General features: G+C 69.8%; 22 protein-coding genes. 14 read left to right on the forward strand and 8 right to left on the reverse strand.

The genetic code is table 11. From position 1 onward, the window contains the following. Both E1202_RS23870 and E1202_RS23875 read right to left on the reverse strand, forming a co-directional pair. The coding region (locus E1202_RS23870; protein WP_235878955.1) for an FAD-dependent oxidoreductase at positions 1-330 on the reverse strand (330 nt) is incomplete at its 3' end. Positions 331-571: 241 nt separating this feature from the next. Next, positions 572-2,065, reverse strand: a complete 1,494-nt coding sequence (locus tag E1202_RS23875) for a S8 family peptidase (RefSeq protein WP_235878956.1) — start codon at positions 2,063-2,065, stop codon at positions 572-574. 231 nt (positions 2,066-2,296) lie between these two features. Here E1202_RS23875 and E1202_RS23880 point away from each other — a divergent pair, with 231 nt between their 5' ends. The 4 genes from E1202_RS23880 to yhjD all read left to right on the forward strand — a co-directional run bounded on the left by E1202_RS23880 (position 2,297) and on the right by yhjD (position 7,517). Then, a complete protein-coding gene (locus tag E1202_RS23880) occupies positions 2,297-4,825 on the forward strand; it encodes a bifunctional FO biosynthesis protein CofGH (RefSeq protein WP_235878961.1) in 2,529 nt (842 codons plus the stop codon). A 298-nt stretch (positions 4,826-5,123) separates the two neighbouring features. Beyond that, the gene (locus E1202_RS23885; protein ID WP_132622680.1) at positions 5,124-5,333 is read left to right on the forward strand and encodes a hypothetical protein; all 210 of its coding nucleotides are present in this window, start codon (positions 5,124-5,126) and stop codon (positions 5,331-5,333) included. Positions 5,334-5,376: 43 nt separating this feature from the next. Then, complete coding sequence (gene trpS, locus E1202_RS23890; protein ID WP_132685376.1) at positions 5,377-6,420, forward strand: tryptophan--tRNA ligase; 1,044 nt, start codon at positions 5,377-5,379, stop codon at positions 6,418-6,420. Positions 6,421-6,482: 62 nt separating this feature from the next. Beyond that, positions 6,483-7,517 carry an inner membrane protein YhjD gene (gene yhjD / locus E1202_RS23895; RefSeq protein WP_132685377.1) on the forward strand — a complete coding sequence of 345 codons (1,035 nt, stop codon included), beginning with the start codon at positions 6,483-6,485 and terminating at the stop codon, positions 7,515-7,517. A gap of 39 nt (positions 7,518-7,556) precedes the next feature. Here yhjD and E1202_RS23900 read toward each other — a convergent pair whose 3' ends face one another. Further along, positions 7,557-8,840 (reverse strand): D-alanyl-D-alanine carboxypeptidase family protein, encoded by a 1,284-nt coding sequence (locus E1202_RS23900; RefSeq protein WP_165943962.1) that lies wholly within the window; start codon positions 8,838-8,840, stop codon positions 7,557-7,559. Positions 8,841-8,932: 92 nt separating this feature from the next. On the opposite strand from E1202_RS23900, the gene E1202_RS23905 reads away from it, so the two are divergent. Then, on the forward strand, positions 8,933-9,160 hold the full coding sequence (locus tag E1202_RS23905; RefSeq protein WP_165943963.1) for an SCO4848 family membrane protein: 228 nt from the start codon (positions 8,933-8,935) through the stop codon (positions 9,158-9,160). A gap of 96 nt (positions 9,161-9,256) precedes the next feature. Here E1202_RS23905 and E1202_RS23910 read toward each other — a convergent pair whose 3' ends face one another. From E1202_RS23910 to sdhC, 4 genes are all read right to left on the reverse strand, one after another. Next, a complete protein-coding gene (locus E1202_RS23910) occupies positions 9,257-9,967 on the reverse strand; it encodes a succinate dehydrogenase iron-sulfur subunit (RefSeq protein ID WP_235876825.1) in 711 nt (236 codons plus the stop codon). An 89-nt stretch (positions 9,968-10,056) separates the two neighbouring features. Further along, the gene (gene sdhA / locus E1202_RS23915) at positions 10,057-11,847 is read right to left on the reverse strand and encodes a succinate dehydrogenase flavoprotein subunit (protein WP_132685379.1); all 1,791 of its coding nucleotides are present in this window, start codon (positions 11,845-11,847) and stop codon (positions 10,057-10,059) included. A 90-nt stretch (positions 11,848-11,937) separates the two neighbouring features. Then, positions 11,938-12,357 (reverse strand): succinate dehydrogenase hydrophobic membrane anchor subunit, encoded by a 420-nt coding sequence (locus E1202_RS23920; RefSeq protein ID WP_132675818.1) that lies wholly within the window; start codon positions 12,355-12,357, stop codon positions 11,938-11,940. A gap of 6 nt (positions 12,358-12,363) precedes the next feature. Then, positions 12,364-12,798 carry a succinate dehydrogenase, cytochrome b556 subunit gene (sdhC, locus tag E1202_RS23925; RefSeq protein WP_132685380.1) on the reverse strand — a complete coding sequence of 145 codons (435 nt, stop codon included), beginning with the start codon at positions 12,796-12,798 and terminating at the stop codon, positions 12,364-12,366. Positions 12,799-13,226: 428 nt separating this feature from the next. Here sdhC and E1202_RS23930 point away from each other — a divergent pair, with 428 nt between their 5' ends. The 6 genes from E1202_RS23930 to E1202_RS23955 all read left to right on the forward strand — a co-directional run bounded on the left by E1202_RS23930 (position 13,227) and on the right by E1202_RS23955 (position 20,354). Then, entirely contained in the window at positions 13,227-14,405 is a 1,179-nt protein-coding gene (locus tag E1202_RS23930; protein ID WP_165943964.1) for a BMP family lipoprotein, read from the forward strand. 194 nt (positions 14,406-14,599) lie between these two features. Continuing rightward, a complete protein-coding gene (locus E1202_RS23935; RefSeq protein ID WP_132685381.1) occupies positions 14,600-16,132 on the forward strand; it encodes an ABC transporter ATP-binding protein in 1,533 nt (510 codons plus the stop codon). Further along, a complete protein-coding gene (locus E1202_RS23940) occupies positions 16,129-17,217 on the forward strand; it encodes an ABC transporter permease (RefSeq protein ID WP_132685382.1) in 1,089 nt (362 codons plus the stop codon). The genes E1202_RS23935 and E1202_RS23940 overlap by 4 nt, the downstream gene beginning before the upstream one ends. Continuing rightward, positions 17,214-18,473, forward strand: a complete 1,260-nt coding sequence (locus E1202_RS23945; protein ID WP_132685383.1) for an ABC transporter permease — start codon at positions 17,214-17,216, stop codon at positions 18,471-18,473. Before E1202_RS23940 ends, E1202_RS23945 begins: the two co-directional genes overlap by 4 nt. After that, positions 18,470-18,847, forward strand: a complete 378-nt coding sequence (locus E1202_RS23950) for a cytidine deaminase (RefSeq protein ID WP_132685384.1) — start codon at positions 18,470-18,472, stop codon at positions 18,845-18,847. Before E1202_RS23945 ends, E1202_RS23950 begins: the two co-directional genes overlap by 4 nt. 223 nt (positions 18,848-19,070) lie before the next feature. After that, the gene (locus E1202_RS23955; RefSeq protein ID WP_132685385.1) at positions 19,071-20,354 is read left to right on the forward strand and encodes a thymidine phosphorylase; all 1,284 of its coding nucleotides are present in this window, start codon (positions 19,071-19,073) and stop codon (positions 20,352-20,354) included. Between the two features lie 49 nt (positions 20,355-20,403). Here E1202_RS23955 and E1202_RS23960 read toward each other — a convergent pair whose 3' ends face one another. Beyond that, positions 20,404-21,615 carry a coiled-coil domain-containing protein gene (locus E1202_RS23960; RefSeq protein ID WP_408007209.1) on the reverse strand — a complete coding sequence of 404 codons (1,212 nt, stop codon included), beginning with the start codon at positions 21,613-21,615 and terminating at the stop codon, positions 20,404-20,406. 372 nt (positions 21,616-21,987) lie between these two features. Between E1202_RS23960 and E1202_RS23965 the strand changes: the two genes are divergently transcribed. The 3 genes from E1202_RS23965 to E1202_RS23975 all read left to right on the forward strand — a co-directional run bounded on the left by E1202_RS23965 (position 21,988) and on the right by E1202_RS23975 (position 24,619). Further along, on the forward strand, positions 21,988-23,076 hold the full coding sequence (locus E1202_RS23965; protein WP_132685387.1) for an adenosine deaminase: 1,089 nt from the start codon (positions 21,988-21,990) through the stop codon (positions 23,074-23,076). Positions 23,077-23,184: 108 nt separating this feature from the next. Further along, positions 23,185-23,949 (forward strand): IclR family transcriptional regulator, encoded by a 765-nt coding sequence (locus tag E1202_RS23970; protein ID WP_165943965.1) that lies wholly within the window; start codon positions 23,185-23,187, stop codon positions 23,947-23,949. 94 nt (positions 23,950-24,043) lie between these two features. After that, positions 24,044-24,619: an RNA polymerase sigma factor gene (locus tag E1202_RS23975; RefSeq protein ID WP_132685388.1), complete on the forward strand. Its 576-nt coding sequence runs from the start codon at positions 24,044-24,046 to the stop codon at positions 24,617-24,619. Positions 24,620-24,624: the final 5 nt, after the last annotated feature.

Below are 24,624 nucleotides of genomic sequence, written 5' to 3' on the forward strand. Positions count from 1 at the left end.
GAGGGAACGGGGGTGGGCTCCGGTGGCCAGCATCAGCTTGTCGAACTCCAGCCTGGTGCCGTCGGCGACCTCGACCTGGCGCAGCGAGCGGTCGATGTGCCGCGCGGAGGTGTTCAGGCGCAGGTCGACGCGGTTGTCGGCGTACCAGGTCTCGGGGTGCACGTAGGCGGCGTCGAACTCGGCGCTGCCCATCAGGTACTCCTTGGACAGCGGCGGTCGCTCGTAGGGCCGGTGCGCTTCATCGCCCAGCAGCGTGATCCGCCCGTCGAACCCCTGGTCGCGCAGCGCCTCGGCGCCCTTGGCCCCGGCCATGCCGGCGCCGACGATCACGAAACTCTCCGAATCTCCCACCCCCGAAGCGTCCTGCCGCCAGGGGAACCGGGCAACCGGAGCCGACGAGGTCCCTCCCGTCGACGACCTGGTCGAAGAAACGGCCCCGAGTCGCCTCGTCGAGTGAACGATCCGATTTCAGTGGAATTCCGGGTCCGGATTTCCACTGAAATCGGGCCACCCCAGGCCCGGGGGCTGGGGCCCGCCCTGCCGGGGACGTGGCCGGCAGGACAGGCCGGGATTACTTGGTGACCGCGTCGAGGGCGTCGATCAGGCCCGCGCCGTAGAAGCCGGCCCCGGTGGAGCCACCGGTGCAGACCGCGTCGACGACGCCGTCGCCGTCCCCGTCGTAGTCCTTCGGGCACGGCAGCGCGTCGGACTGGTTGTTCAGCGCGCCGATGACCTGCTGCGCGGTCCACTCCGGGTGGGTGCTGCGCAGCAGGGCGACGACGCCCGCGGCGTGCGGGCCCGCCATCGAGGTGCCCTGCATCCAGCCCCAGCCACCGCCGGGCACGCTGGAGAGGACCCGGCCGTTGGCCGACGGCGTCTGCGGGATCTGCCGCGCGTCACCGCCGGGGGCGGTCACCGAGATCGAGCCGAGGCCGTAGTTGGAGTAGTACGACTTGACCGCGTTGACGCCAACCGCGGACACCGACACCACGCCCGGCAGCTCGCCCGGGAGGATGTGGCAGTCCGGCCCGGTGCGGCGGTCCTGGGTCGGGCCGCCGTTGTTCGGGCTGTTGGTGTCGTGGATCGGCTGCGACAGGTCCCAGTTGCTGTTGCCCGCGGAGACGACGTTGACCACGTCGTGGCCCTCGGCGTAGGCGACCGCGCGGCGGACCGCTTCGGCCGCGGCCCTCTGGTCCGGGTCGCTGTCGCACCACAGGTACCAGGGGTCGACGAAGTAGGAGTTGTTGGTGACGTCGAAGCCGTGCTCGGCGGCCCAGATGAACCCGCAGATCGCGTACTCGGGGTAGATGAACCCGCCGTCGTCGATCACGCGGACCGAGGCCAGCGTGACGTTCGGGGCCACTCCGGCGACGCCGACTCCGTTGCGCGCGGCGGCGATGGTGCCCGAGACGTGCGTGCCGTGGTCCTGCGTCGGGTCCTGCGGCTGCCAGGCCTCCTGGCTCTGGTCCGGCACGCCCTCGTTGACGCAGCTCACCGAGCGGGAGACGTCGAGGTTCGGCGCCAGGTCGGGGTGCGTGGGGTCGATGCCGTAGTCCAGCACGCCGACGGTGGTGTCCTTGCTGCCCTGCGAGATCGCGTTGGCCTGGTCGGCCTTGATCTGCGGCAGGTCCCACTGGTCGGCTTCCAGCGGCTCCTTGCCGTCGGCGGCGAAGGTGCCGATGCCGTTCGCCGTGCCTTCCAGGGTTTCCAGCCGGTTCGACTGGGCGGGCGGCAGCTGCTCGGCGAGGTTGCGGCTCGCGCCGGCCTGCTCGACGCCCGGCTGCTGCCGGACGTTCGCCGCGAAGGCCGGATCGGGCGAGGACGCGACGACCACGCCGATCTGCGGCCAGCTCTGCACGACCGCACCGCCGACGGCGCGCACCGATTCCTCGGTCTGCGCGAGTGCGTCACCGACGGGGCCGACGACCACGAAGTGCGCGGGAACCGCCGAGGTGGCGGGCGCTGCTGGCGCGGAGCCGATGAGCCCGGCGGGTAACAGCAGGGTCAGCGCGAGAGCCGAGCCTGCGATCCGCAGCGAACGGCTTCTCCTACTTCTGCGTGACAACTTGTCCCTCCTTGGAGACGAAGAATGGTTCACCCAGTGATATTCGTCCGGATTTTGCGCCTGATTCGGGGATAGGCGGCAGGGCTCAATGGAGTAATTGCGTAGCCGAAAGTGAGGGACTGCGCACGCAGATGACGGCTGGGCAACAACTTCGAGCCGACTTAGAGTCGTCAGGTGTCGGTTGCAGATTTGAACATCACCCCGCCGGAACAGACCCCGAGCTCATCGGCGATGCGACGTGCGCTGCGCCGCGCCACCGACGGCGTCTCGCTCGACGCCACCGAAGCCGCGGTTCTGCTGCACGCGCGCGGCGATGACCTGGACAAGCTCCTGACGGCGGCCGGTAAGGCGCGCGACGCGCACCTGGTCGCCGAGGGGCACCCGGGCGTCGTCACCTACAGCCGCAACGTGTTCATCCCGCTGACCAGGCTGTGCCGGGACCGTTGCCACTACTGCACTTTCGCCACGGTTCCGCACAAGGTGGAATCGGCGTTCCTCGAGCGCGACGAGGTCCTGGAGATCGCCCGCCGAGGAGCCGCCGCGGGCTGCAAGGAAGCCCTGTTCACCTTGGGAGATCGGCCGGAGGAGCGCTGGCCGGCCGCCCGCGAGTGGCTCGAAGCGCGGGGCTACTCCTCCACGGTGGACTACGTCCGCGCCTGCGCGATCGCGGTCCTGGAGGAGACCGGCCTGCTGCCGCACCTGAACCCGGGAGTGCTGTCCTGGTCGGAGCTGACCAGGCTCAAGCCGGTCGCGGCCAGCATGGGGATGATGCTGGAGACGACCTCGGAGCGGCTCTGGAGCGAGAAGGGAGGCCCGCACTTCGGCAGTCCGGACAAGGAACCGGCCGTCCGCAAGCGGGTGCTCACCGACGCCGGACGCGTCGCGGTGCCCTTCACCAGCGGAATCCTCATCGGCATCGGCGAAACCCGCACCGAGCGGGCCGAATCGCTGCTGGAGCTGCGGCAGAGCGCCCGCCAGTACGGGCACATCCAGGAAATCATCGTGCAGAACTTCCGGGCCAAGCCGGACACCGCGATGCGCGGGATGCCCGACGCCGACCTGGAGGAACTGGCCGCGACCATCGCCGTCGCCCGGCTGCTGATGCCCTCGGGCGTGAGCGTGCAGGCGCCGCCGAACCTGGTCGGCGAGGAGCACCTGCTGATGCTGCGCGCCGGCATCGACGACTGGGGCGGCGTGTCGCCGGTGACCCCGGACCACGTCAACCCGGAACGCCCGTGGCCGCAGATCGACGAGCTCACCGAGCTCACCGGCCAGGCCGGTTTCCAGCTGCGCGAGCGGCTCACCGCCTACCCGCGCTACGTGCGCAAGGGCTTGGCCGGGGACTCGACGCAGTGGCTTGACCTGCGGGTCGCCTCGCACGTCGACGCGCTCTCGGACTCCGACGGCTTCGCCGACCCGGACGCCGAGATCTCGGGACGCGAGTGGCAGGAGCCGGACGGCGGTTTCGAGTCGATCGGCCGCACCGACCTGCACCGCAGCATCGACACCGACGGCCGCACGGAGGACCGGCGCACCGACTTCGACACCGTCTACGGCGACTGGGACGAGCTGCGCGGCCAGGTCCCGACGGCGGAGTCCCCGGAGAGGCTGGACGCCGACGTCAAGAAGGGGCTGCGGCTGGCCGAGTCCGACCCGGCGTCGCTGCTGGAGGAGCAGCACCACGAGGCCGCGATGGCGTTGATGACCTGCGAGGGACCGGCGATGGACGAGCTCGCCGGCATCGCGGACCGGTTGCGTCGCGAGGTCGTCGGTGACGACATCACCTACGTGGTCAACCGCAACATCAACTTCTCCAACATCTGCTACGTCGGGTGCCGGTTCTGCGCCTTCGCCCAGCGCGAGCGGGACGCCGACGCCTACCGGCTCTCACCGGAGGACGTCGCCGACCGCGCCGACGAGGCGTGGCGCGCCGGGGCCACCGAGGTCTGCGTCCAGGGCGGCATCGACCCGAGGCTGCCGGTGTCGGGCTACGCCGACCTGGTGCGGGCGGTGCGGCAGCGTGTGCCGGAGATGCACGTCCACGCGTTCAGCCCGATGGAGATCGTCAGCGCTTCGGCGAAGGCGGGCGTGACGGTGCAGGACTGGCTGGCCGAGCTCAAGGAGGCCGGTCTGGGAAGCATCCCGGGCACGGCGGCCGAGATCCTCGACGACGAGGTCCGCTGGGTGCTGACCAAGGGCAAGCTGCCCGCGGCGGAGTGGATCGAGGTGGTCAGCACGGCGCACCGGCTGGGCGTCCCGTCCTCGTCGACGATGATGTACGGCCACGTCGACCACCCGGAGCACTGGCTGGGGCACTTCCGCACGCTGGCCGGGGTCCAGGACCGGGCGCGCGAGCACGGTCAGGCCGGGTTCACCGAGTTCGTGCCGCTGCCGTTCGTGCACCGCAACGCCCCGATCTACCTGGCGGGCCTGGCGCGGCCGGGGCCGACGCGGCGGGACAACCGGGCGGTGCACGCGATGGCCCGGGTGCTGCTGCACGGGCGGATCGACAACGTGCAGACCTCGTGGGTCAAGCTCGGCGACGCCGGGACCACCGAGGTCCTCGGCGGTGGCGCCAACGACGTCGGCGGCACGCTGATGGAGGAGACGATCAGCCGGATGGCCGGATCGGAGCACGGTTCGGAGCGCAGCGTGGAGGAGCTGCACGAGCTGGCCGCCCGCGCGGGACGCACCGCGCGGCAACGCACTACGACATATGGGCGAGTGGGTCAGGTGCAGCTCGGCGTCACCGCTGTTTGAGGGCCTGATTGCGCCATTTGAGTGTTATTCAGGTCACCAAGTGACGCTAGGTGGGGTCGACCAGGGGTCGGCCCCACCGCTCACCTGCGATGTCTTTGATCAACTACCCGGGGAAAACTACTCAGGTCCGGAAAATATGATCACCCTGTCGTGGTTGGTTCACGCAAGGCAACCGCGATCGCAACGGGCGGTCGGTACTGTCCGCCACCGGACCACACGAGTAGAGGGCCCTCCACAGGGTCAACTTCCGCAGGGAGGCACGCTCTTGCGTAGCCGAATATCTCGCGTGATCAGGCGAGTGTCCGCGCCTGGCGCCGTGGTGGCAACGCTGATGCCGGTCACCACGGGCTTCGCCGAAGCCCAGTCCGAGGTCGCCGTGATGGCGGCTCCGTCGATGGACTCGCTCGGCCCGGTCGGTCTGAGCGCCGTCGTGCTCGGCGTCGCCGGCATGGTCGTCGGGGTCTTCCGCAAGAAGAAGATCCAGCCGGAGAACCAGCGAAAGGGATGAGCCCGGTCCCGCGCGCGAGGCGGCGCTTGCGAGAATCGGCTTCGTGAGCAGCGACAGCCCCGCAACCCAGACCAGCGAACAGTCCGCGGGCCGGCCCCGCGTCCTCTCCGGCATCCAGCCGACCGCCGACTCCTTCCACCTCGGCAACTACCTCGGCGCCCTGCGGGAATGGGTCACCATGCAGGACACCTACGAGTGCTTCTACAGCGTCGTCGACCTGCACGCGATCACCGTCGAGCAGGACCCGGAGCTGCTCCGGCAGCGCACCAGGGTCTCCGCGGCGCAGCTGCTCGCCCTCGGCATCGACCCCGACCGCTCCGCGCTGTTCGTGCAGAGCCACGTCCCCGAGCACGCCCAGCTGTCCTGGGTCCTGGAGTGCATGGCCGGATTCGGCGAGGCCGGCCGGATGACCCAGTTCAAGGACAAGTCCTCCCGCCAGGAGGCCGATCACGTCAGCGTCGGCCTGTTCACCTACCCGGTCCTGCAGGCCGCGGACATCCTCGTCTACCAGGCCGACGCCGTTCCGGTCGGTGAGGACCAGCGCCAGCACCTGGAGCTCACCCGCAACCTCGCGCAGCGCTTCAACTCCCGCTTCGGCAAGACCTTCACCGTTCCGGCGGCCCACATCCCGAAGGACACCGCCAAGATCTACGACCTGCAGGACCCGACCTCCAAGATGAGCAAGTCGGTTCCCAGCGGCGTGATCGAGCTGATGGAGGACCCGAAGCGCTCGGCGAAGAAGATCCGCTCCGCGGTCACCGACACCGGTCGCGAGATCCGCTACGACGTGGAGAACAAGCCCGGCGTCTCCAACCTGCTGGCGATCTACTCGGCGCTGACCGGCCAGAGCATCGCCGAGCTCGAAACCGCCTACGAAGGACGCGGGTACGGCGACCTGAAGAAGGAGCTCGGCGAGGTCGTCGTCGAGTTCGTGACGCCGCTGCAGGAGAAGGTCAACGCCTACCTCGGCGACCCGGCCGAGCTGGACAAGGTCCTGCACCGGGGAGGGGAGAAGGCCCGCGAGGTCTCCTCGCAGACCCTGCGCACCGTGTTCGATCGAGTGGGATTCCTTTCTCCGCTGCGCTGAAGTGATCAACTGCGGGTAGCCTGCCACCGTTCGGGGGATAGCCGTTTGGTGGGAGGCGCACCATGGCGGATCAACAGGAGCAACCGGGCCGCCTGGCCCGGTTGCGACAGCGGCACGCGTGGCTCGACCGGTTGATCCGGGCCTTCGGCCGCTACCAGCAGCAGTACGGCGACTACTACGCCGCCGCGATCACCTACTTCAGCGTGCTGGCCCTGGTGCCGCTGCTGATGATCGGGTTCGCGGTGGCCGGCTTCGTGCTGAGCGGAAACCCCGAGCTGCTGGCGAACCTGAAGAACTCGATCACCACGGCGGTCCCGAGCCCGGCGATGAGCGACATGCTCAACCGGGTCGTCGACCAGGCCATCAAGCAGGCCGGAGCGGTCGGGATCATCGGTCTGCTCACCGCCCTGTACTCGGGGCTGGGCTGGATGACGAACCTGCGCGAGGCGCTGACCGCGCAGTGGACGCAGATCCCGACACCGCAGCCGATGCTCAAGAGGATGGGCTCCGACCTGCTCTCGCTGCTGGGCCTCGGCCTGGCGATGGCGCTGTCGTTCGGCATCAGCGCGCTGGGCGGCGGGGTCGGACGGCTGCTGCTGGAAGCCGCCGGGTTCGAGCGCAGCGTCATCGCCGGGATCGTGCTGCGGGTGCTGTCGATCCTGCTGTCGCTGCTGGCCGGGTGGCTGGTGTTCGTGTGGGTGCTCGCGCGGCTGCCGCGCAGCCCGGTGTCCCTGCGCAGCGCCGTCTGGGGCGCGCTGTTCGCCGCCCTGGGGTTCGAGGTCCTCAAGCAGGTCGGCGTGATCTACCTGAACACGGTCACCAACTCGCCCGCCGGTGCCGCGTTCGGCCCGATCCTGGGTCTGCTCGTGTTCGCGAACCTGATGTCGCGCTTCATCCTCTTCGCCACGGCCTGGACCGCCACGGCCTCGGAGAGCCTCAAGCCCGATCCGGTCGAGGCCCCGGGCCCGGCGGTCATCCGCCCCGCCGTGCGGGTCCGCAGGGGCGCCGGCCTCCGCACCGCGGCGGGCATGATCGGTGTCGGAGCCGTCGCCGGCTGGCTGCTGCGCAAGCCGACCAGGACCCACCGCGACTCCTGACCGGCCTCACGGGCGCGCGAGACCGGTCAGGAGCGGACCTCAGGGGTGTTCCGCGCTCTCGGCCGAGGCCTGGCGGCGGGCTTGGGCGAGCTGAGCCCTGCGCCTGCGGAGCAGCACCGCGACGGCGACCGCGACGAGCGCGACCGCGAGCAGGAACAGCGGTCCGGTGATGCTGCCGAAGAACGACGACCGGCCGACACCGACCGCCGCGGGTGGCGGCACGTCGGCCCGCGCGGCCGGGGCCGCCTCGGGGGCGCGCGGCGAGGTCGTCACCAGCTCGCCCACCGAGCTGCCCCTGGGCAGCGAGAAGCCGTAGTCGAGCAGCGCCATCGTCTGGTGCGACAACCGCACCGGTTGGTTCTCGCCGCGCACCATCACCGCCACCAGGCGGCGCCCCTCGCGCTGCGCGGAGCCGATGAAGGTGTGCCGCGCGTCGTCGGTGAACCCGGTCTTGCCGCCCAGGCCACCGGGGTAGTTGCGCAGCACCTGGTTGTCGCTCCACAGCTCGAACGGCGGCTGTCCGGGAGCGCCTGGCAGGAACATCATCGGGGTGGCGATGGCGTTGGCGAAGGCTTCTTCGCGGATCGCGACCCGGAAGATCGCGGCCAGGTCGTAGGCGGAGGTGCTCATGCCCGGACCGTCCAGACCGGACGGCGTCGCCGCGCGGGTGTCCAGGGCGCCGATCTCGGCGGCCAGGGCGTTCATCTTCTCCAGGGTCGCCGGTACGCCGCCCATCTTCACCGCCAGCGCGTGCGCGGCGTCGTTGCCGGAGCCCATCAGCATCGCCTGGAAGACCTGCCCGACGGTGTAGGTCATCCCGGGCAGCAGGCCGATGCGGGTGCCCTCCTGGTTGGCGTCCTCCTGGGTGGCGACCAGGGTGTCGTCGAGCTTGAGCTCGCGCAGCGCGGTCAGCGCGGTGAGCACCTTGATGGTGGAGGCCGGGCGCTGCCGGGCGTGCGCGTCCTTGGCGGCGAGGATCTCGCCGGAGTCCAGGTCGGCCAGCACCCAGCCGGCGGCGGAGGCCGCGACGTCCGGCGGCGGGGCGGGCTGGTTCGGCGCGCTCAGCAGCGCGCAGCCGGCCAGCCGGTCACCGCCCACCGGGGTCTCCGGCACCGGGACCGGGGCCGGGGCGGGCTGTCCGGGCGCGGGGACCTCGGAGGTGTCGACGGCGGGTGGTGGTGCTTCGGCGTTGGGGCAGGCGGGCGCCTGCGCTGCGGCGGGCGCGGTGGTCAGCAGCGGGAGGGCGACGAGGAGCGCAGCGAAAACCGGCCAAAACGGCTGTTTCGCACGGGATTTCGTCGAACGATGAGGACGCGGAGGCACACGGGAGAGGTTAACGGGTCACGTCCATGAACGTCTCCGGAGTAGCGGGACCGGACGCCGGGTGAGCCCGGTAACAGCGGATACTCGACCTCGTGACGATTTCTCGCCGAGTTGCGCTGTTCCTCCTGGCCTTCGGGGTCTGGTCCTACCTCCTGTGGCCGACGTTCATGCGCAACATCTTCAACAGCGACCGCTCCTGGGCGCAGGGCAGCCCCACGGCTTACCTGATCGTCCACCTGGTCATCGCCGTGGTCTCCCTCGTCCTGGGCACCGTCATCGGAGTCATCGGCTGGAAGGCCTACCGCGCCACGCGCTCCTGACCGGCCCTGTTCCCATCTCGCGCGAAATGCGAACGGGCCCTGAACGCGACAACGGCGCCCGCCCCTCGCGGGGTGGGCGCCGTTGAGCAGTGCCGGTCAGCGGCGGCGGAACATCAGCGCGCGCTTGACCTCCTGGATCGCCTTGGTGACCTGGATGCCACGCGGGCAGGCGTCCGTGCAGTTGAAGGTCGTGCGGCAGCGCCACACGCCGTCGACGTCGTTGAGGATGTCCAGGCGCTCCTCAGCGGCCTCGTCACGGCTGTCGAAGATGAACCGGTGCGCGTTGACGATCGCGGCCGGGCCGAAGTAGTTGCCGTCCGACCAGTACACCGGGCACGACGTGGTGCACGCCGCGCACAGGATGCACTTGGTGGTGTCGTCGAAGCGCTCGCGCTCGGCGACCGACTGGATCCGCTCGCGGGTCGGCTCGTTGCCGGTGGTCTTCAGGTACGGCTGGACCGCCCGGTAGGCCTCGAAGAACGGCTCCATGTCGACGACCAGGTCCTTCTCCAGCGGAAGGCCCTTGATCGGCTCGATGGTCAGCGTGGTCTCGCCGTCCTTGGTGAGCATGTCCTTCATGAGGACCTTGCAGGCGAGCCGGTTGACGCCGTTGATCCGCATCGCGTCCGAGCCGCACACGCCGTGCGCGCACGACCGGCGGAACGTGAGCGTTCCGTCGACGTACCACTTGATGTAGTGCAGCAGGTTGAGCACGCGGTCCGACGGCAGCGTCGGGATCCGGTACGACTCCCAGTGCGGTTCCTCGTCCTGCTCCGGGTTGTAGCGGAGCAGCTTCACGGTGACCATCACCGCGTCGTCCGGGATCGGCGGGGCGTCTGCCGGAAGATCAGACGCTGCGAGAGGTTCCTTGTTCTTGTTCGTGGTGGCGGCAGTCATCAGTACTTACGCTCCATCGGCTGGTACCGGGTGACGGTGACCGGCTTGTAGTCCAGGCGGATGTCGGCCTGGAACCCGGTCAACCCGAGCGGCGCGTTCGGATCTTCGGACTCGGGCAGCACCTTGTACTGCATGCTGTGCCGCATGAAGTTGGTGTCGTCCCGGGAGGTGTAGTCCTCGCGGGCGTGGCCGCCGCGGGACTCCTTGCGGGCCAGCGCCGCGTTGACCAGGGCCTCGGCCAGGTCGAGCAGGAAGCCCAGCTCGATGGCCTCCAGCAGGTCGGAGTTGTACCGCTTGCCCTTGTCGTGCACGGCGATCCGGCCGTAGCGCTCCTTGAGCGCCTGCACGTCCGACAGCGCCGTCTTCAGCGTCTCCTCGGTGCGGTACACCGACGCGTTGGCGTCCATCGTCTGCTGCAGTTCGGTGCGGATGGTGGCGACCCGCTCGCCGCCGCTGGCGGTGCGCAGGTGGTCGACCATGCCCTCGACCAGCTTGGCCGGGTTCTCCGGGATCTCCACGAACTCGTGGCCGTGGGCGTACTCGGCGGCGGCGATGCCGGAGCGGCGGCCGAACACGTTGATGTCCAGCAGCGAGTTGGTGCCCAAGCGGTTCGAGCCGTGGACCGACACGCAGGCGCACTCACCGGCGGCGTAGAGGCCGGGGACCACGGTCTCGTTGTCGCGCAGCACCTCGCCCTGCACGTTCGTGGGGATGCCGCCCATGGCGTAGTGCGCGGTCGGGTAGACCGGGACCGGCTCCTCGGTCGGCTCCACGCCCAGGTAGGTGCGGGAGAACTCCATGATGTCCGGGAGCTTGGACATCAGCAGGTCTTCACCGAGGTGGGTGACGTCGAGGAGCACGTAGTCCTTGTTCGGACCCGCACCGCGACCTTCCAGCACCTCCAGGGCCATCGACCGGGCGACGATGTCGCGCGGCGCGAGGTCCTTGATCGTCGGCGCGTAGCGCTCCATGAAGCGCTCGCCGTCGGCGTTGCGGAGGATGCCGCCCTCACCGCGGACGCCCTCGGTGATGAGGATGCCCAGGCCTGCCAGGCCGGTCGGGTGGAACTGGTAGAACTCCATGTCCTCCAGCGGCAGGCCCTTGCGGTAGACGATGCCCATGCCGTCACCGGTGAGGGTGTGGGCGTTGGAGGTCGTCTTGAAGACCTTGCCGAACCCGCCGGTGGCGAACACGACGGCCTTGGCCTGGAAGACGTGGATCTCGCCGGTGGCCAGCTCGTAGGCGATGGCGCCGGTGCAGACCTGCTCGCCGTCCGCGCCCTCGCTCATCATCACGTCGAGGACGTAGAACTCGTTGTAGAACTCCACGCCGTGCTTGACGCAGTTCTGGTACAGCGTCTGCAGGATCATGTGGCCGGTGCGGTCCGCGGCGTAGCAGGCCCGGCGGACCGGGGCCTTGCCATGGTCGCGGGTGTGGCCGCCGAAGCGGCGCTGGTCGATCTTGCCCTCGGGGGTCCGGTTGAACGGCAGACCCATCTTCTCGAGGTCCAGGACCGCGTCGATGGCTTCCTTCGCCATGATCTCGGCGGCGTCCTGGTCGACCAGGTAGTCACCGCCCTTGATCGTGTCGAAGGTGTGCCACTCCCAGTTGTCCTCTTCGACGTTGGCCAACGCCGCGCACATCCCGCCCTGCGCCGCACCGGTGTGCGAGCGGGTGGGGTAGAGCTTGGTCAGCACAGCGGTCCGGGCGCGCTGGCCGGACTCGATCGCCGCGCGCATCCCGGCGCCACCGGCGCCGACGATGACCACGTCGTACTTGTGGAATTGCATGGTCGCCTCCTCGGGCTGTGGCGGGACCCGCGTTCGGCAGCCAACGCCTGCCACTGCTAGCGGCCTCGCCACGCTGTGGTCTCTGCGGCGCTAGCCGATGTTGGGGTCGAAGGTGAAGATCACGAAGCTGCCCAGACCCACGGTCAGCAGGACGGAGACGTACAGCAGCATCTTCAGCCAGAAGCGTGTGCCGTCTTTGCGGGAGTAGTCGTTGATGACGGTACGAAGGCCGTTGCCGCCGTGCAGGCCGGCCAGCCACAGCATCGTCAGGTCCCAGAACTGCCAGAACGGGGAGGCCCAGCGACCCGCCACGAAGGCGAAGTTGATCTTGTGGACGCCGCCGTCCAGGAACAGCATGATCAGCAGGTGGCCCAGCACCAGGAACAGCAGGACCACGCCGGACAGGCGCATGAACAACCAGGCGTAGAGCTCGAAGTTGTTGCGGCGCGCTGCGGGCCGGCTCGGGGTGCGCGGCTTCTCCACGGCGAGAGGTGCGTCGGTGACGGACATTGGCGCTTAACCCCCGAAGATTTCCGTGACGGCGCGGGTGAGCATGCTGATCGCGGCCGGGACCATCAGGACCAGCCAGAGCACGAGCACGGTCCAGAGCATGGGCTTCTGGTACTTCGTGCCCTGGGACCAGAAGTCGACCAGCATGACCCGGATGCCGTTGAACGCGTGGAAGAGCACCGCGGCCAGCAACCCGAGTTCGAACAGGATCATCACTGGGTGCTTGTAGGTCTCGATGACCGTGTCGTACGCGTTCGGCGACACCCGGACGAGCGCGGTGTCCAGGACGTGCACGAACAAGAAGAAGAAGGTGAGTACGCCCGTGATCCGGTGGGCGACCCACGACCACATGCCCAGATCGCCGCGGTAGAGACGCCCCTTGGCGCGCACGGTTTCGGCGTGCGCCGGTGCGTCGGCCGCGGAGGCGGTGGTGCTGGCCATGGTGGAAGGCCTCCAACCTCGCTGGTGGACTGGCGGCCCCGCGTTCGGGAACAGGGGCGGCCGGCCCCGAGTTGCAGTTGGTCCCAAACGATGTTGGGTGCACGCCCGTCACCGGCCACGAACTGGGGCCTTGACGAATTGGATGCTAGACCCGACTAATCGTCGCGGCCTACTCGCCCGAGCCGTCTGTGATCGACCAGACAAGCCGCGCGCACCTGTTAATCGAGTAAGAAATCATTTCGTGACACGCGAGCAATGCCCAAGCGGCAGCGTCAAGCCTTAATTTCGAGAGTCACGTCACCGGCTGACGTGCACCGCGCACGGAGCGCAGTGATCCACCCGAAAGTGGATCTTCGCTCGGCGCCGCGAGCCCCGCTGATCCGGGGCGCGGCCGGGGGCGCGGTGCCCTCGAACGAAAGGGGAACGGCATGCGGCGAACGCCGACTTACCGACGGCGCTCGGGTGCCGGAACGCGGCGCAGGAGCGCCGCCGCGGTCGCGCTGCTGCTCACCGGCGCCATGGCGCTGGCGGGCTGCGCGAAGGACACCGGGGGTGGTGGCGACGCCGGTGGCGGCGGGAACGGGCCGTGCCGGCTGAGCGCGCCGCCCGCTGGAGCCCCCGCGGCTCCGACGAGCGCGACGACGACCGAGCAGATGCCGCCGCCGAACGCGAGTGCGATGCGGGTCGGTGTGGCCTTCGACATCGGCGGGCGCGGGGACGCCTCGTTCAACGACGCCTCGGTCGCGGGCCTGGACCGGGCCAAGGCCGACATGGGCCTGGGCGAGATCAAGGAGCTCGACGCGGGAGCGGGTGAGCCCGAGGACGCCAAGCAGACCCGGCTGCGCCAGCTCGCGCGCGAGGGCTTCAACCCGGTCATCGCGGTCGGCTACGCCTACGCCGACGCGCTCAAGCTCGTCGCGCCGGAGTTCCCCGGTACCAAGTTCGCCATCATCGACGAGCAGATCGACGGCGTGCCCAACGTCACCCCGCTGGTCTTCGCCGAGGAGCAGGGCTCCTTCCTGGCGGGCGTGGTGGCCGCGCACAAGTCGGAGAACTGCCACATCGGGTTCGTCGGTGGCGTGCAGACGCCGCTGATCCAGAAGTTCGAGGCCGGTTTCGAGGCGGGCGCGAAGGCCGCCGCCCCGGACATCAAGATCGAGAACGAGTACCTGACCCCGGCCGGTGACTTCAGCGGCTTCCAGGACCCGAACAAGGGTTCCGAGGTCGCCACCGGTCAGCTGGAAGCGGGCGCCGACGTGATCTACCACGCGGCGGGCGCCTCCGGTAAGGGCGTGTTCGGCGCGGTCAAGGGAGCGGGCGCGCAGGCCATCGGGGTCGACTCCGACCAGTACCACCAGCCCACCGTGGCGGAGTACAAGGACGTCATCATCAGCTCGATGCTCAAGCGCATCGACCTGGCGGTCTACGACTACATCGCCGCCGTCGCCCGCAACGACCTGAGCACGGTGCCGAAGAAGTTCGACGTCGCCATCGACGGGGTCACCTACTCCACCTCGGGCGGCAAGATCGACGACCTCAAGACCACTCTGGACGCCTACAAGGCCGCGATCGCGAACGGTCAGATCCAGGTCCCGGACAAGCCCTGATCGCGGGCGGCCTCCGGCCTGAGCAGTGGTGATGAAGGGCGCCTCGCTCTCAGCGCGCGTGCAGGCGAGGTGCCCTTCCTCGTTCCGCCCCCTGGTTGGCGGTTTCGCGCCAAGATGCCCGGTCGTGGACCGAAACCGTCCATTGTTGAGCGTCCATCTGGTTCGCTGCCGGTGGAGACGAGCCCTGGAGCACCATGAACACCTCTGCCGATCCGGTGTCCGACGGCCCACCGGCCGTCGAGCTGACCGGCATCACCAAGACATTCCCCGGCGTCATGGCCAACTCCGACGTCAACCTCACCGTCCGCGCCGGCGAGGTGCACGCGCTGTGCGGTGAGAACGGGGCGGGCAAGTCGACCCTGATGAAGATCCTCTACGGGATGCAGGCGCCGGACTCGGGAACCATCCGGGTGCGCGGCGAGGAAATCGCCTTCCGCACCCCGGCCGAGGCCATCAGGTCCGGGATCGGCATGGTCCACCAGCACTTCATGCTGGCCGACAACCTGACCGTGCTGGAGAACATCGTGCTCGGCGCCGAGGGCGCCCACGGCATCGGCGGCAAGGCGCGCCGCCGGGTGCTGGAGCTGGCCGAGCAGGCCGGTTTCGAGCTGCGGCTGGACGTGCTGGTCGAACGCCTCGGCGTCGCCGACCGGCAGCGCGTGGAGATCCTCAAGGTCCTCTACCGGGGCGCGCGGATCATCATCCTCGACGAGCCCACGGCGGTGCTGGTGCCGCAGGAGGTCGACGAGCTGTTCACGACCCTGCGCACCATGCGCGAGCAGGGCTTCACGTTCCTGTTCATCTCGCACAAGCTCGACGAGGTGCGCAGCATCGCCGACACCGTCACCGTGCTGCGGCGCGGCACCACGGTCGGCACCGTCGGCGCATCCGAGGTGACCAGCCGCGAGCTGGCCGAGATGATGGTCGGCAGCGGACTCCCCGTGCCCGAGCACGGGCCGTCCACAGTGACCGATCGCGAAGTGCTGACCGTGTCCGGGCTTTCGGCCGCCGAGGCGGACCGACGGGTGCTCGACGGCATCGACCTGACCGTGCGCGCGGGCGAGATCGTGGGCCTCGCCGGCGTCGAGGGCAACGGCCAGACCGAGCTCGTCGAGGCCATCATGGGCATGCGCCCGATCACCTCCGGGCAGGTCAAGCTGGGCGAGCGGGACATGACCCCGCTGGGCACGCTCGCCCGCCGCGAGGCCGGCATCGGCTACGTGCCCGAGGACCGGCACCGGCAGGGCCTGCTGCTGGACGAATCGCTCTGGCAGAACCGCATCCTCGGCCACCAGACGCGACGCCCGGTCTCCCGGGGCCGCTGGCTGGACCGGCAGGGCGCCAAGGACGACACCCGTCGCATCGTCGAGCAGTTCGACGTGCGCACGCCCGGCATCGACGTCGACGCCGCCGCGCTGTCCGGGGGCAACCAGCAGAAGCTCATCATCGGCCGGGAGCTCTCCGGCGACCCGAAGCTGCTCATCGCCGCGCACCCCACGCGGGGGGTGGACGTCGGCGCGCAGGCGGGCATCTGGGAGCACCTGCGCAACGCCCGGGCCGAAGGCCTCGCGGTGCTGCTGATCTCGGCCGATCTGGACGAACTCATCGGGCTGTCCGACACCGTCCGGGTCATCTTCCGCGGCGGCCTCGTCGCCACCGCGGACCCGCGCTCGGTGACCCCGGAACAGCTCGGAGCGGCCATGACCGGGACGCAGGAGGCGGTGTGAACACCTGGCGGGCGCGGTTGCTGCCGCCGGCCTTGGCGATCGTTTTCTCCGCGGTGCTGTGCAGTGCGGTGCTGCTGATCTCCGGGGCCGATCCGATCGCGACGTTGCTGGAGATGGTCGCCCAGGTCGGTCGTGGCACGACCGCCGTGGACATCATCAACACCGCGGGCGCGTACTACCTGGTCGCGATCGCCGCCGCGATCGGGTTCCAGATGAACCTGCTCAACATCGGCATCGAGGGTCAGTGCCGGCTCGCGGCGTGCGTCGCCGCGATCGTGGCAGGTGCGGTGAGCCTGCCGTTCGGGCTGCACGCCGCGCTGGTCGTGGTGGTCGGCGCGGTCACCGGTGCCGCCTGGTGCGGGATCGCCGCGCTGCTCAAGGTCTACCGCGGGGTGTCCGAGGTGATCTCCACGATCATGCTCAACACCCTGTCCATCGGTCTGATCGCCTTCCTGGTGCGCGTCTTCGGCGAGATGCGCGGCAACAGCCAGGGCACCGCGATCATCCCGGACAGCGGCCTGGTGCCCGGCATCCCGCTGGGCGGTGCGGGCACGGTGTTCGGCCTGGTGCTGCTGGCGGTGCTGGTCGGTGTCGGGTACGCGCTGCTCGTCGACCGCACGCGTTACGGCTTCGAGCTGCGCGCCTCGGGGCTGTCGCCGACGGCGGCCCGCGCGGGCGGGGTGAACTCCAAGCGCATGATCCTGACCGCGATGCTCCTCTCCGGAGCCATCGCCGGCCTGGCCGGGCTGCCGGAGATCCTCGGCCGCGACCACACCTTCACCGTCAACTTCCCGACCGGCTACGGCTTCGCCGGGCTGGCCATCGCGCTGCTGGGCCGCAACCACCCGCTCGGCGTCGCGTTCGGCGCGCTGCTGTGGTCCTTCCTGGACAAGAGCTCGCTGACGCTGGACAACATCGGCGTTCCGAAGGAGATCGTGACCATCCTGCAGGGAACCATCGTGCTGGCGGTGGTGGTCGCCTACGAGCTGGTGCGCCGCCGCGAGCTGGCCGCCGAGCAGCGGCGGGTGGGCAAGGCCGTGGACACCGCCGAACCGGTCGCGGCGAGCGGAGGTGAGCGGGCATGACCGCCGTGATGGTGGAGCGGACCCCTTCCGCGCGCGAGGGCGGGAGGAAGATGCCCGGCTGGGCGCGGGTGCTGCTGTGGGTCGTGGTCGGGTTCGTCGCGCTGGCGATCACCTCGTACCAGACCGGAGTGCCCCAGCTGACCGGTTCGGGCACCGTGCAGGCCGCTGTGCGCCTGGGCATCCCGATCCTGCTGGCCGCGCTCGGCGGCCTGTGGGCGGAACGAGCGGGCGTGATCAACATCGGCCTCGAAGGCATGATGATCATGGGTACGTGGGGCGGCGCCTGGGCCGGGTACCAGTGGGGCCCGCTGGCGGGCCTGGTCGCGGCCGCCGTGTTCGGCGGGCTCGGCGGACTGCTGCACGCGATCGCCACGGTGTCCTTCGGCGTCAACCACATCGTCTCCGGTGTGGCGATCAACCTGCTCGGAGCCGGTGCGGCGAAGTACCTGTCCACGCTGATCTTCAAGCCGATCTCGCAGAACCCGAGGCAGTCGCCGCCGGTGCCGAAGTTCGACACCTACTCGATGCAGCCCCTCGCCGGGTGGCTCCAGCAGCTGGAAGACCTGCAGCGGGTCGGGATCTCCGACGTCGCGGGCATCCTCGGTGGTCTCGTGTCGGGCGTCTCGCCGCTGACGATGCTGGCCTACCTGCTGGTCCCCGCGAGCTACCTGATCCTGTGGCGCTCGCCGTTCGGGCTGCGGCTGCGGTCCTGCGGTGAGAACCCGGTCGCCGCCGAATCCCTCGGCGTCAACGTCTACCGGTACAAGTACATCGCGGTGATCATCTCCGGTGCGCTGGCCGGGATCGGCGGCGCGGCCCTGATCCTCAACCCGGGCCAGGCCGGTTACCTCGAAGGGCAGACCAACAACCGCGGTTACATCGGCCTCGCCGCCATGATCTTCGGCAACTGGCGTCCGGGCGGCCTGCTCGGCGGCGCCGCGCTGTTCGGCTACTCCGACGGTCTCCAGCTGCGCAGCGGCGAGACCAGCGTGCACGCCCTGTTCTACGGGGCGGCGCTGCTGCTCGTGGCCGTCGCGGCGTGGCAGGTCTGGCGGCGCAACCGGTTCGCCGCCGGGATCTCGCTGGTGGCCGCCGCGGTGATGTACTCGATCTACTGGTTCACCGACGAGCTGCCCGAGGAGCTCACCGCCTACACCCCGCACCTGGTCACGCTGGTCGTGCTGGGCGTGGCGGCGCAGCAGCTGCGACCACCCGCGGCGAACGGCCTGCAATACCGCAGAGGCGCCGACCAATGACCGCCGTCGACTGGGAATACTTGCGCGCCAAGGCCGTCGGGGCCGCCGCGCTGGCCTACTGCCCGTACTCCGGGCTGCAGGTCGGTGCGGCGGCGCTCTGCGACGACGGACGCGTCGTGACCGGCTGCAACGTCGAGAGCGGCTCCTACGGCGTGACGCTGTGCGCCGAGTGCACGATGGCCGGCCAGCTGCACCTGACCGGCGGCGGCCGGTTCGTCGCCGTCGCCTGCCGCAGCGGTGCCGGCGACCTGCTCATGCCCTGCGGCCGCTGCCGCCAGATCCTGCAGGAGCTCGGCGGCTCCGACTGCCTGGTCGACACCCCGCGCGGAGTCCTGCCCATGAGCCAGGTCCTCCCGGACGCCTTCGAGCTGTAACCCCGACGCCCCCGCACCCTGCCCCTGCTGGTCCCGAGTCCACCCGTTCTCAGCGGAACTCGGGACCCCGATTTCCACTGAGATCCGGTACCCGACTTCCGCTGAAATCGGGTCACCGTGGGTGAGCAGGTGGGGAGCGGGGTGAAGAGCACTCGGTCGGGGGGTGTTCGGTTCCGGGGCGGAGTGTTGGTGTCGTGAGTGGACGAGTGGTGGAGGTGGTGCTGTGTTCTCCGCGATCGACGTGATCCGCGCGAAGCGCGACGGTCAGCGGCTCACCGACGAGCAGATCGACTGGGTCGTCGACGCCTACACCCGGGGCGAGGTCGCCGACGAGCAGATGTCGGCGCTGGCGATGGCCGTGCTGCTGCGGGGCATGACGCCGGAGGAGACGGCGCGCTGGACCGCGGCGATGGTCGCCTCCGGCGACACCCTCGCGCTCGGCGGCCTGTCCAGGCCCACGGTGGACAAGCACTCGACGGGCGGGGTCGGCGACAAGATCACCCTGCCGCTGACGCCGCTGGTCGCCGCCTGCGGCGCGGCCGTCCCGCAGCTGTCCGGCAGAGGGCTCGGGCACACCGGCGGAACCCTGGACAAGCTGGAGTCCATCCCCGGCTGGCGGGCGAGGCTGACCGCCGAGGAGATCCGCGACCGGCTGCGCGACGTCGGTGCCGTGATCTGCGCGGCGACCGAGGGCCTGGCCCCTGCCGACCGGAAGCTCTACGCGCTGCGCGACGTCACGGGGACGGTCGAGTCCGTGCCGCTGATCGCGAGCTCGATCATGAGCAAGAAGATCGCCGAGGGCGTGGAGTCGCTGGTCCTCGACGTCAAGTGCGGATCGGGCGCCTTCATGAAGACCCCGGACCAGGCGCGGGAGCTCGCCACCGCGCTGGTGGACATCGGTGCGGCCAACGGCCTGCGGATCAGCGCGTTGATCACCGACATGTCGGCGCCGCTGGGCCGCGCGGTCGGCAACGCGCTGGAAGTGGCCGAGAGCGTCGAGGTGCTGCTCGGTGGCGGGCCACCGGACGTCGTCGAGCTCACCGTCGAGCTGGCCCGCGAGATGCTGCGCCACGCGGGCATCTCCGGCGTGGACCCCGCGGAGGTGCTGGCCGACGGACGGGCGCACGAGGTCTGGTGCCGGATGATCACCGCCCAGGGCGGAGATCCCGAGGCCGCCCTCCCGCAGGCCGAGCACGTCGACACGATCACGGCCCCGGCCTCAGGGACGCTCACCGGGCTCGACGCCCACGTCGTCGGCCTCGCCGCCTGGCGGCTGGGCGCCGGCCGGGCGCGCAAGGAGGACACCGTCGATCACGCCGCCGGCGTGCTGTGCCTGGCCAAACCCGGCGAGCGGGTCACCGAGGGCCAACCGCTGCTGGAACTGCGCACCGACCGGCCCGAAACCCTCCCGGCCGTCAGGGAATCGCTCGAGGCCGCGTACGAAATCAGCGGTGCCGACGTGAAGTCGACACCGCTGATCCTCGACAAGGTCACCGCTGACCGCTGAGGTCCGCTACCCCGCACCGCCTACCAGGACGAGCCTGGAAGCGGTCGGGTCAGGCGCTCTCGGCGGTGAAGTCGTCGTCGCCGCTCTCCAGCGCCTTGTTCTCGCCGTTGTCGCGCTTGGCGCTCTTCGAGCGTCCGCGGCGCTGCTGACGGGGCAGCGTCGTGGGCGGCGGCGGAGACGACTGGGCGCTGCCGCCGAGGATGAGCTCGGCGAACGTGGCCATGGCCTCGTCCAGCTGACCGGCGTGCCGCTGCTCGCTCTCCTCGTTGGCCTCGCGGACCAGGGCGTTGAGCTTGTCGGCGTCGGGACGCTGGGACAACGTGCCGGACAGCTGCGAGAGGTTCTGCGACAGCGTGCCGCCCAGCTCGCCCAGACCGGTCTTGACGCCTTCCTCGACGCTGTCCAGCCGGGTGCTGACGCCCTGCTCGACGGTGTCGATGCGGGTGTTGACGTTGTCCTCGACCTGGGTGAGGCGGCCGGAGACCTGGTCCAGCCGGTCGGTCAGCGCCTCCAGGCGCTGCGCCAGGTCGTTGAGCTTGTCGGTCGGGTCCACGGCCGGGCGCTCGGCGAGGTGGTCCAGCTTGGAGTCCAGCTGGTCGCGGGAGCCGGACACGGCCTCCGCGAGCTCCTTCTGCGAAGCGGAGAGCTCCTTCTGGGCCTCGCTGAGGCCCTTCTGGGTCGTGCCCGCGGAGTCGGTGACCGCGCGCTGCAGGGCCTCGCGGGTCCCGTCGAGGTGCTCGTGCACGCCCTCGTCGATCTCGGCGAACCGGCCGCGCAGGCTGGTCTCCAGCGAGTCGATGCGGTCGCGCACCGGGTCGTTGACCGACGCCGGGAGGGCTTCGAGGCGGCTGTCCTGCTTGTCCAGGTGCGAGCCGAGCTCGTCCATGCGCTTGTGGATGTGGCCGAGCTTGTCCTCCAGGCCGTCCATGCGGCCGGAGACGCCGTCCATCCGCCCCGCGACGCCGTCCAGGCGGCCGTCGAGCTGGGCGAAGGGCTTGGCGAGCTTGTCCACAATGGTCTCGACGGCGCCCTTGAGGTCCAGCAGCGCACCGTCGTGCGCCTCCAGCTTCGCCAGCGTCTCGTCGAGCCGCTCGGCGAGCACGCTGACCTCGGTGCGGTCGGGCAGCTCGGACAGGCGCTTGCGCACCGAGCCCAGGGACTCGAGCGGGGAGAGCCGGGCGTGGATTTCGTCGAGTGCGTCGAAAATCTGCTGCTGTTCGCTTTCGCGGATCTCAGCCGCACGCGTGAGCATGTTGCGCATGCGGTCGAACGACATGTTCTCGGTCACGGCTAGGGGCGTCCTTCGTCGAGGGGGGTGAGGACTTGAGAAGCCTAGCCACTGCATTCTCGCGCTCATAGCCGCCCCCCGTTACATTCCGCGACATTCATCCGCCAATTGGGGCTGATCGGCCCTCAGCGGATGGGCTGTTCGCATCAACCATCCAGAACTGAATGCTCTATGAAAGACATCTGCGTCCATCTGGGTGAGTTTTTTCGCAGGCAGCGCTCGGCCAATCGGTTGTGAACCCCGAACGGCGCAGTGGTGGACGCCCGCCGAACAGCTCCGCAGTCAAGGGGTGATCAAGCGGTGGCTCTGCGTGAACCGCGCGAACGAGGCGGGTAACGTAGTCGCATGTCGACACCGGTGAACCTGGAAAACATCCGGCAGGCGCCGAAGGTGCTGCTGCACGATCACCTCGACGGGGGGCTGCGTCCGCAGACCGTCCTCGATCTCGCTCGCGAGAGCGGCTATCCCGGGTTGCCCCACGACAACGCCGATGACCTCGCGCGTTGGTTCGTGACGGCCGCCGACTCGGGCTCGCTGGAGCGCTACCTGGAGACCTTCGCCCACACCGTGGGCGTGATGCAGACCAGCGACGCCCTGTTCCGGGTCGCGGCCGAGGCGGCCGAGGACCTGGCGGACGACGGCGTGGTCTACGCGGAGGTCCGCTACGCGCCCGAGCTGTTCCAGGAACGAGGCCTGACCCTGGACGAGATCGTGCAAGCGGTGCAGGACGGATTCCGCGAGGGGGAGCGCCGCGCGGAGGCCGCTGGGAAACGAATCCGCATCGGCACGCTGCTGTGCGCGATGCGGCAGAACGCGCGATCCACCGAAATCGCCAACCTCGCCATTCGGTACCGGGACGCGCAGGTCGTGGGCTTCGACATCGCCGGCCCGGAAGCGGGATTCCCGCCCACCCGCAACCTCGACGCCTTCGAGTACCTGCGGCAGCAGAACGCGCACTTCACCATTCACGCAGGTGAGGCGTTCGGATTGCCTTCCATTTGGGAGGCCATTCAGCATTGCGGCGCAGAACGGCTCGGGCACGGGGTGCGGATCGTCGACGACATCAAGGTCGACGACGACGGCACCGTGCACCTCGGACGGCTGGCCTCCTACGTGCGGGACCGCCGGATCCCGCTGGAGATGTGCCCCTCGTCGAACCTGCAGACCGGCGCGGTGTCCGCACTCGCCGACCACCCGATCGGCCTGCTGGCCAGGCTGCGCTTCCGCGTCACGATCAACACCGACAACCGGTTGATGAGCCATTGCTCGATGTCCAGCGAGTTCGCCGCGCTGCACGAGACCTTCGGCTACGGCTGGGAGGAGTTCCAGTGGTTCACGGTGAACGCGATGAAGTCGTCGTTCCTCGGGTTCGACGAACGGCTGGCGATCATCAACGAGCAGATCAAACCGAGGTACGCGGACCTGTTGTTCTGACCGGGACACCGCGATGGCGCTAGGCTGCACGGTCTCCGGCGGCACACCGTCGTGCCGCCGGAGTTGCCCAGCACAGGTTCGAGTCGCCGCACTGTCCTGGAGGCGCAGGTGAGAAGGACCAGCGAACCCACGTTGATCGCATCGGTCCAGCGCGCGCTCCGGCTGCTGGAAGTCGTCGGCGAGCACCCCGGCGGGATCACCGCGAAGTGCTTGGCCCGCAACACCGGGCTCGCGCTGTCCACGACGTACCACCTGCTGCGGACCCTCGTCCACGAGGGTTACCTGATCAAGCTCGACGACGGTGCGTTCATCGTCGGCGAGCAGGTGACCGGTCTGCACGACTCCGCGCAGGCGCAGCAGCTGCGCGCCAAGATCCGCGGCGTGATGGTCGAACTCCGCGAGGACCTCAACGCGGCGATCTACCTCGCCCGCTACCAGGACGGCGAGGTCCAGGTCGACGAGATCGTGGACAGCCCGCGCACGCCCAGGGTGGACGCGTGGGTGGACTTCCGGCACGCGGCGCACGCCACCGCGGTCGGCAAGTGCCTGCTCGCCGGGCTCAGCAAGGACCAGCGCGCCGACCACTTCCGCAGGCACCCGCCCGCAGACCTCACCCCGCGCACCATCACCGGCGTGCGCGAACTGGTGGAGCGCCCGTCGTCGGAGCTGGTCGCCGACACCGAGGAGTACTCGTTGGGCACGGCCTGCCTGGCCGCTCGCGTCCCGTGCGCGACCTCGCCGGTGACGCTGGCGATCTCGTTCCCGGCCCACAAGCTCGCCACCACCGGCGACTACGTGCGCCCGCTGAGCGCGGCGGCCGACGAGATCTCCCGGGCTCTCGCGCTGGCAGGCGATCGGGTCTGCTGGAACTGACCGAACCGTGACCACCATCTGAAAATCGGCGCCTTGTCAACCTCTCCGGGCGGGCGGAAAATTCTGCGCAAGCAGCCAGTGAGGGGTTTACCCGATGTCAGCGGGCGACGATGGGACGTTGCTGCAGGAGGTCCGAACGGGATCGATGATCGCGTTCGCGGAGCTCTACGCCCGGCACAGAACGGCAGCGCACACCATGGCTCTGCAGGTCGCCGCGGTCCCGGCCGACGCGGACGACCTCGTCTCGGAGGCGTTCGCCAAGATCCTCGACGTGCTGCGCAGGGGGAGCGGGCCCGACCGGGCGTTCCGCGCGTACCTGCTCACCACGATCCGCAACCTCGCCGCGGGCGTCAACGCCAAGTCCCGCCGCATGGTCCTGACGGCCGACGTCGACGAGCTCTGCGAGCCGGAGGAGCCGGTGCAGTTCACCGACGCGGCCATCGGCGAGTTCGAAAGGGCCTGCGTGAGCGAGGCGTTCGCCCGCCTGCCCGCGCGCTGGCGCCAGGTCCTGTGGTCGGTCGAGGTGGAGGACCAGACGCCGTCGGACCTGAGCCGCCGCTACAACCTCAGTCGCAACAGCGCGGCGGCCCTGGTCTACCGGGCCCGCAAAGGACTCCGCCAGGCCTACAAGCAGCGCCTCGCGACCCCGGAGCTGGCCCCGGCCGCGTGAGCCGG

The sequence above is a fragment of the Saccharopolyspora karakumensis genome, from assembly GCF_004349225.1.
Lineage (GTDB): Bacteria > Actinomycetota > Actinomycetes > Mycobacteriales > Pseudonocardiaceae > Saccharopolyspora > Saccharopolyspora endophytica.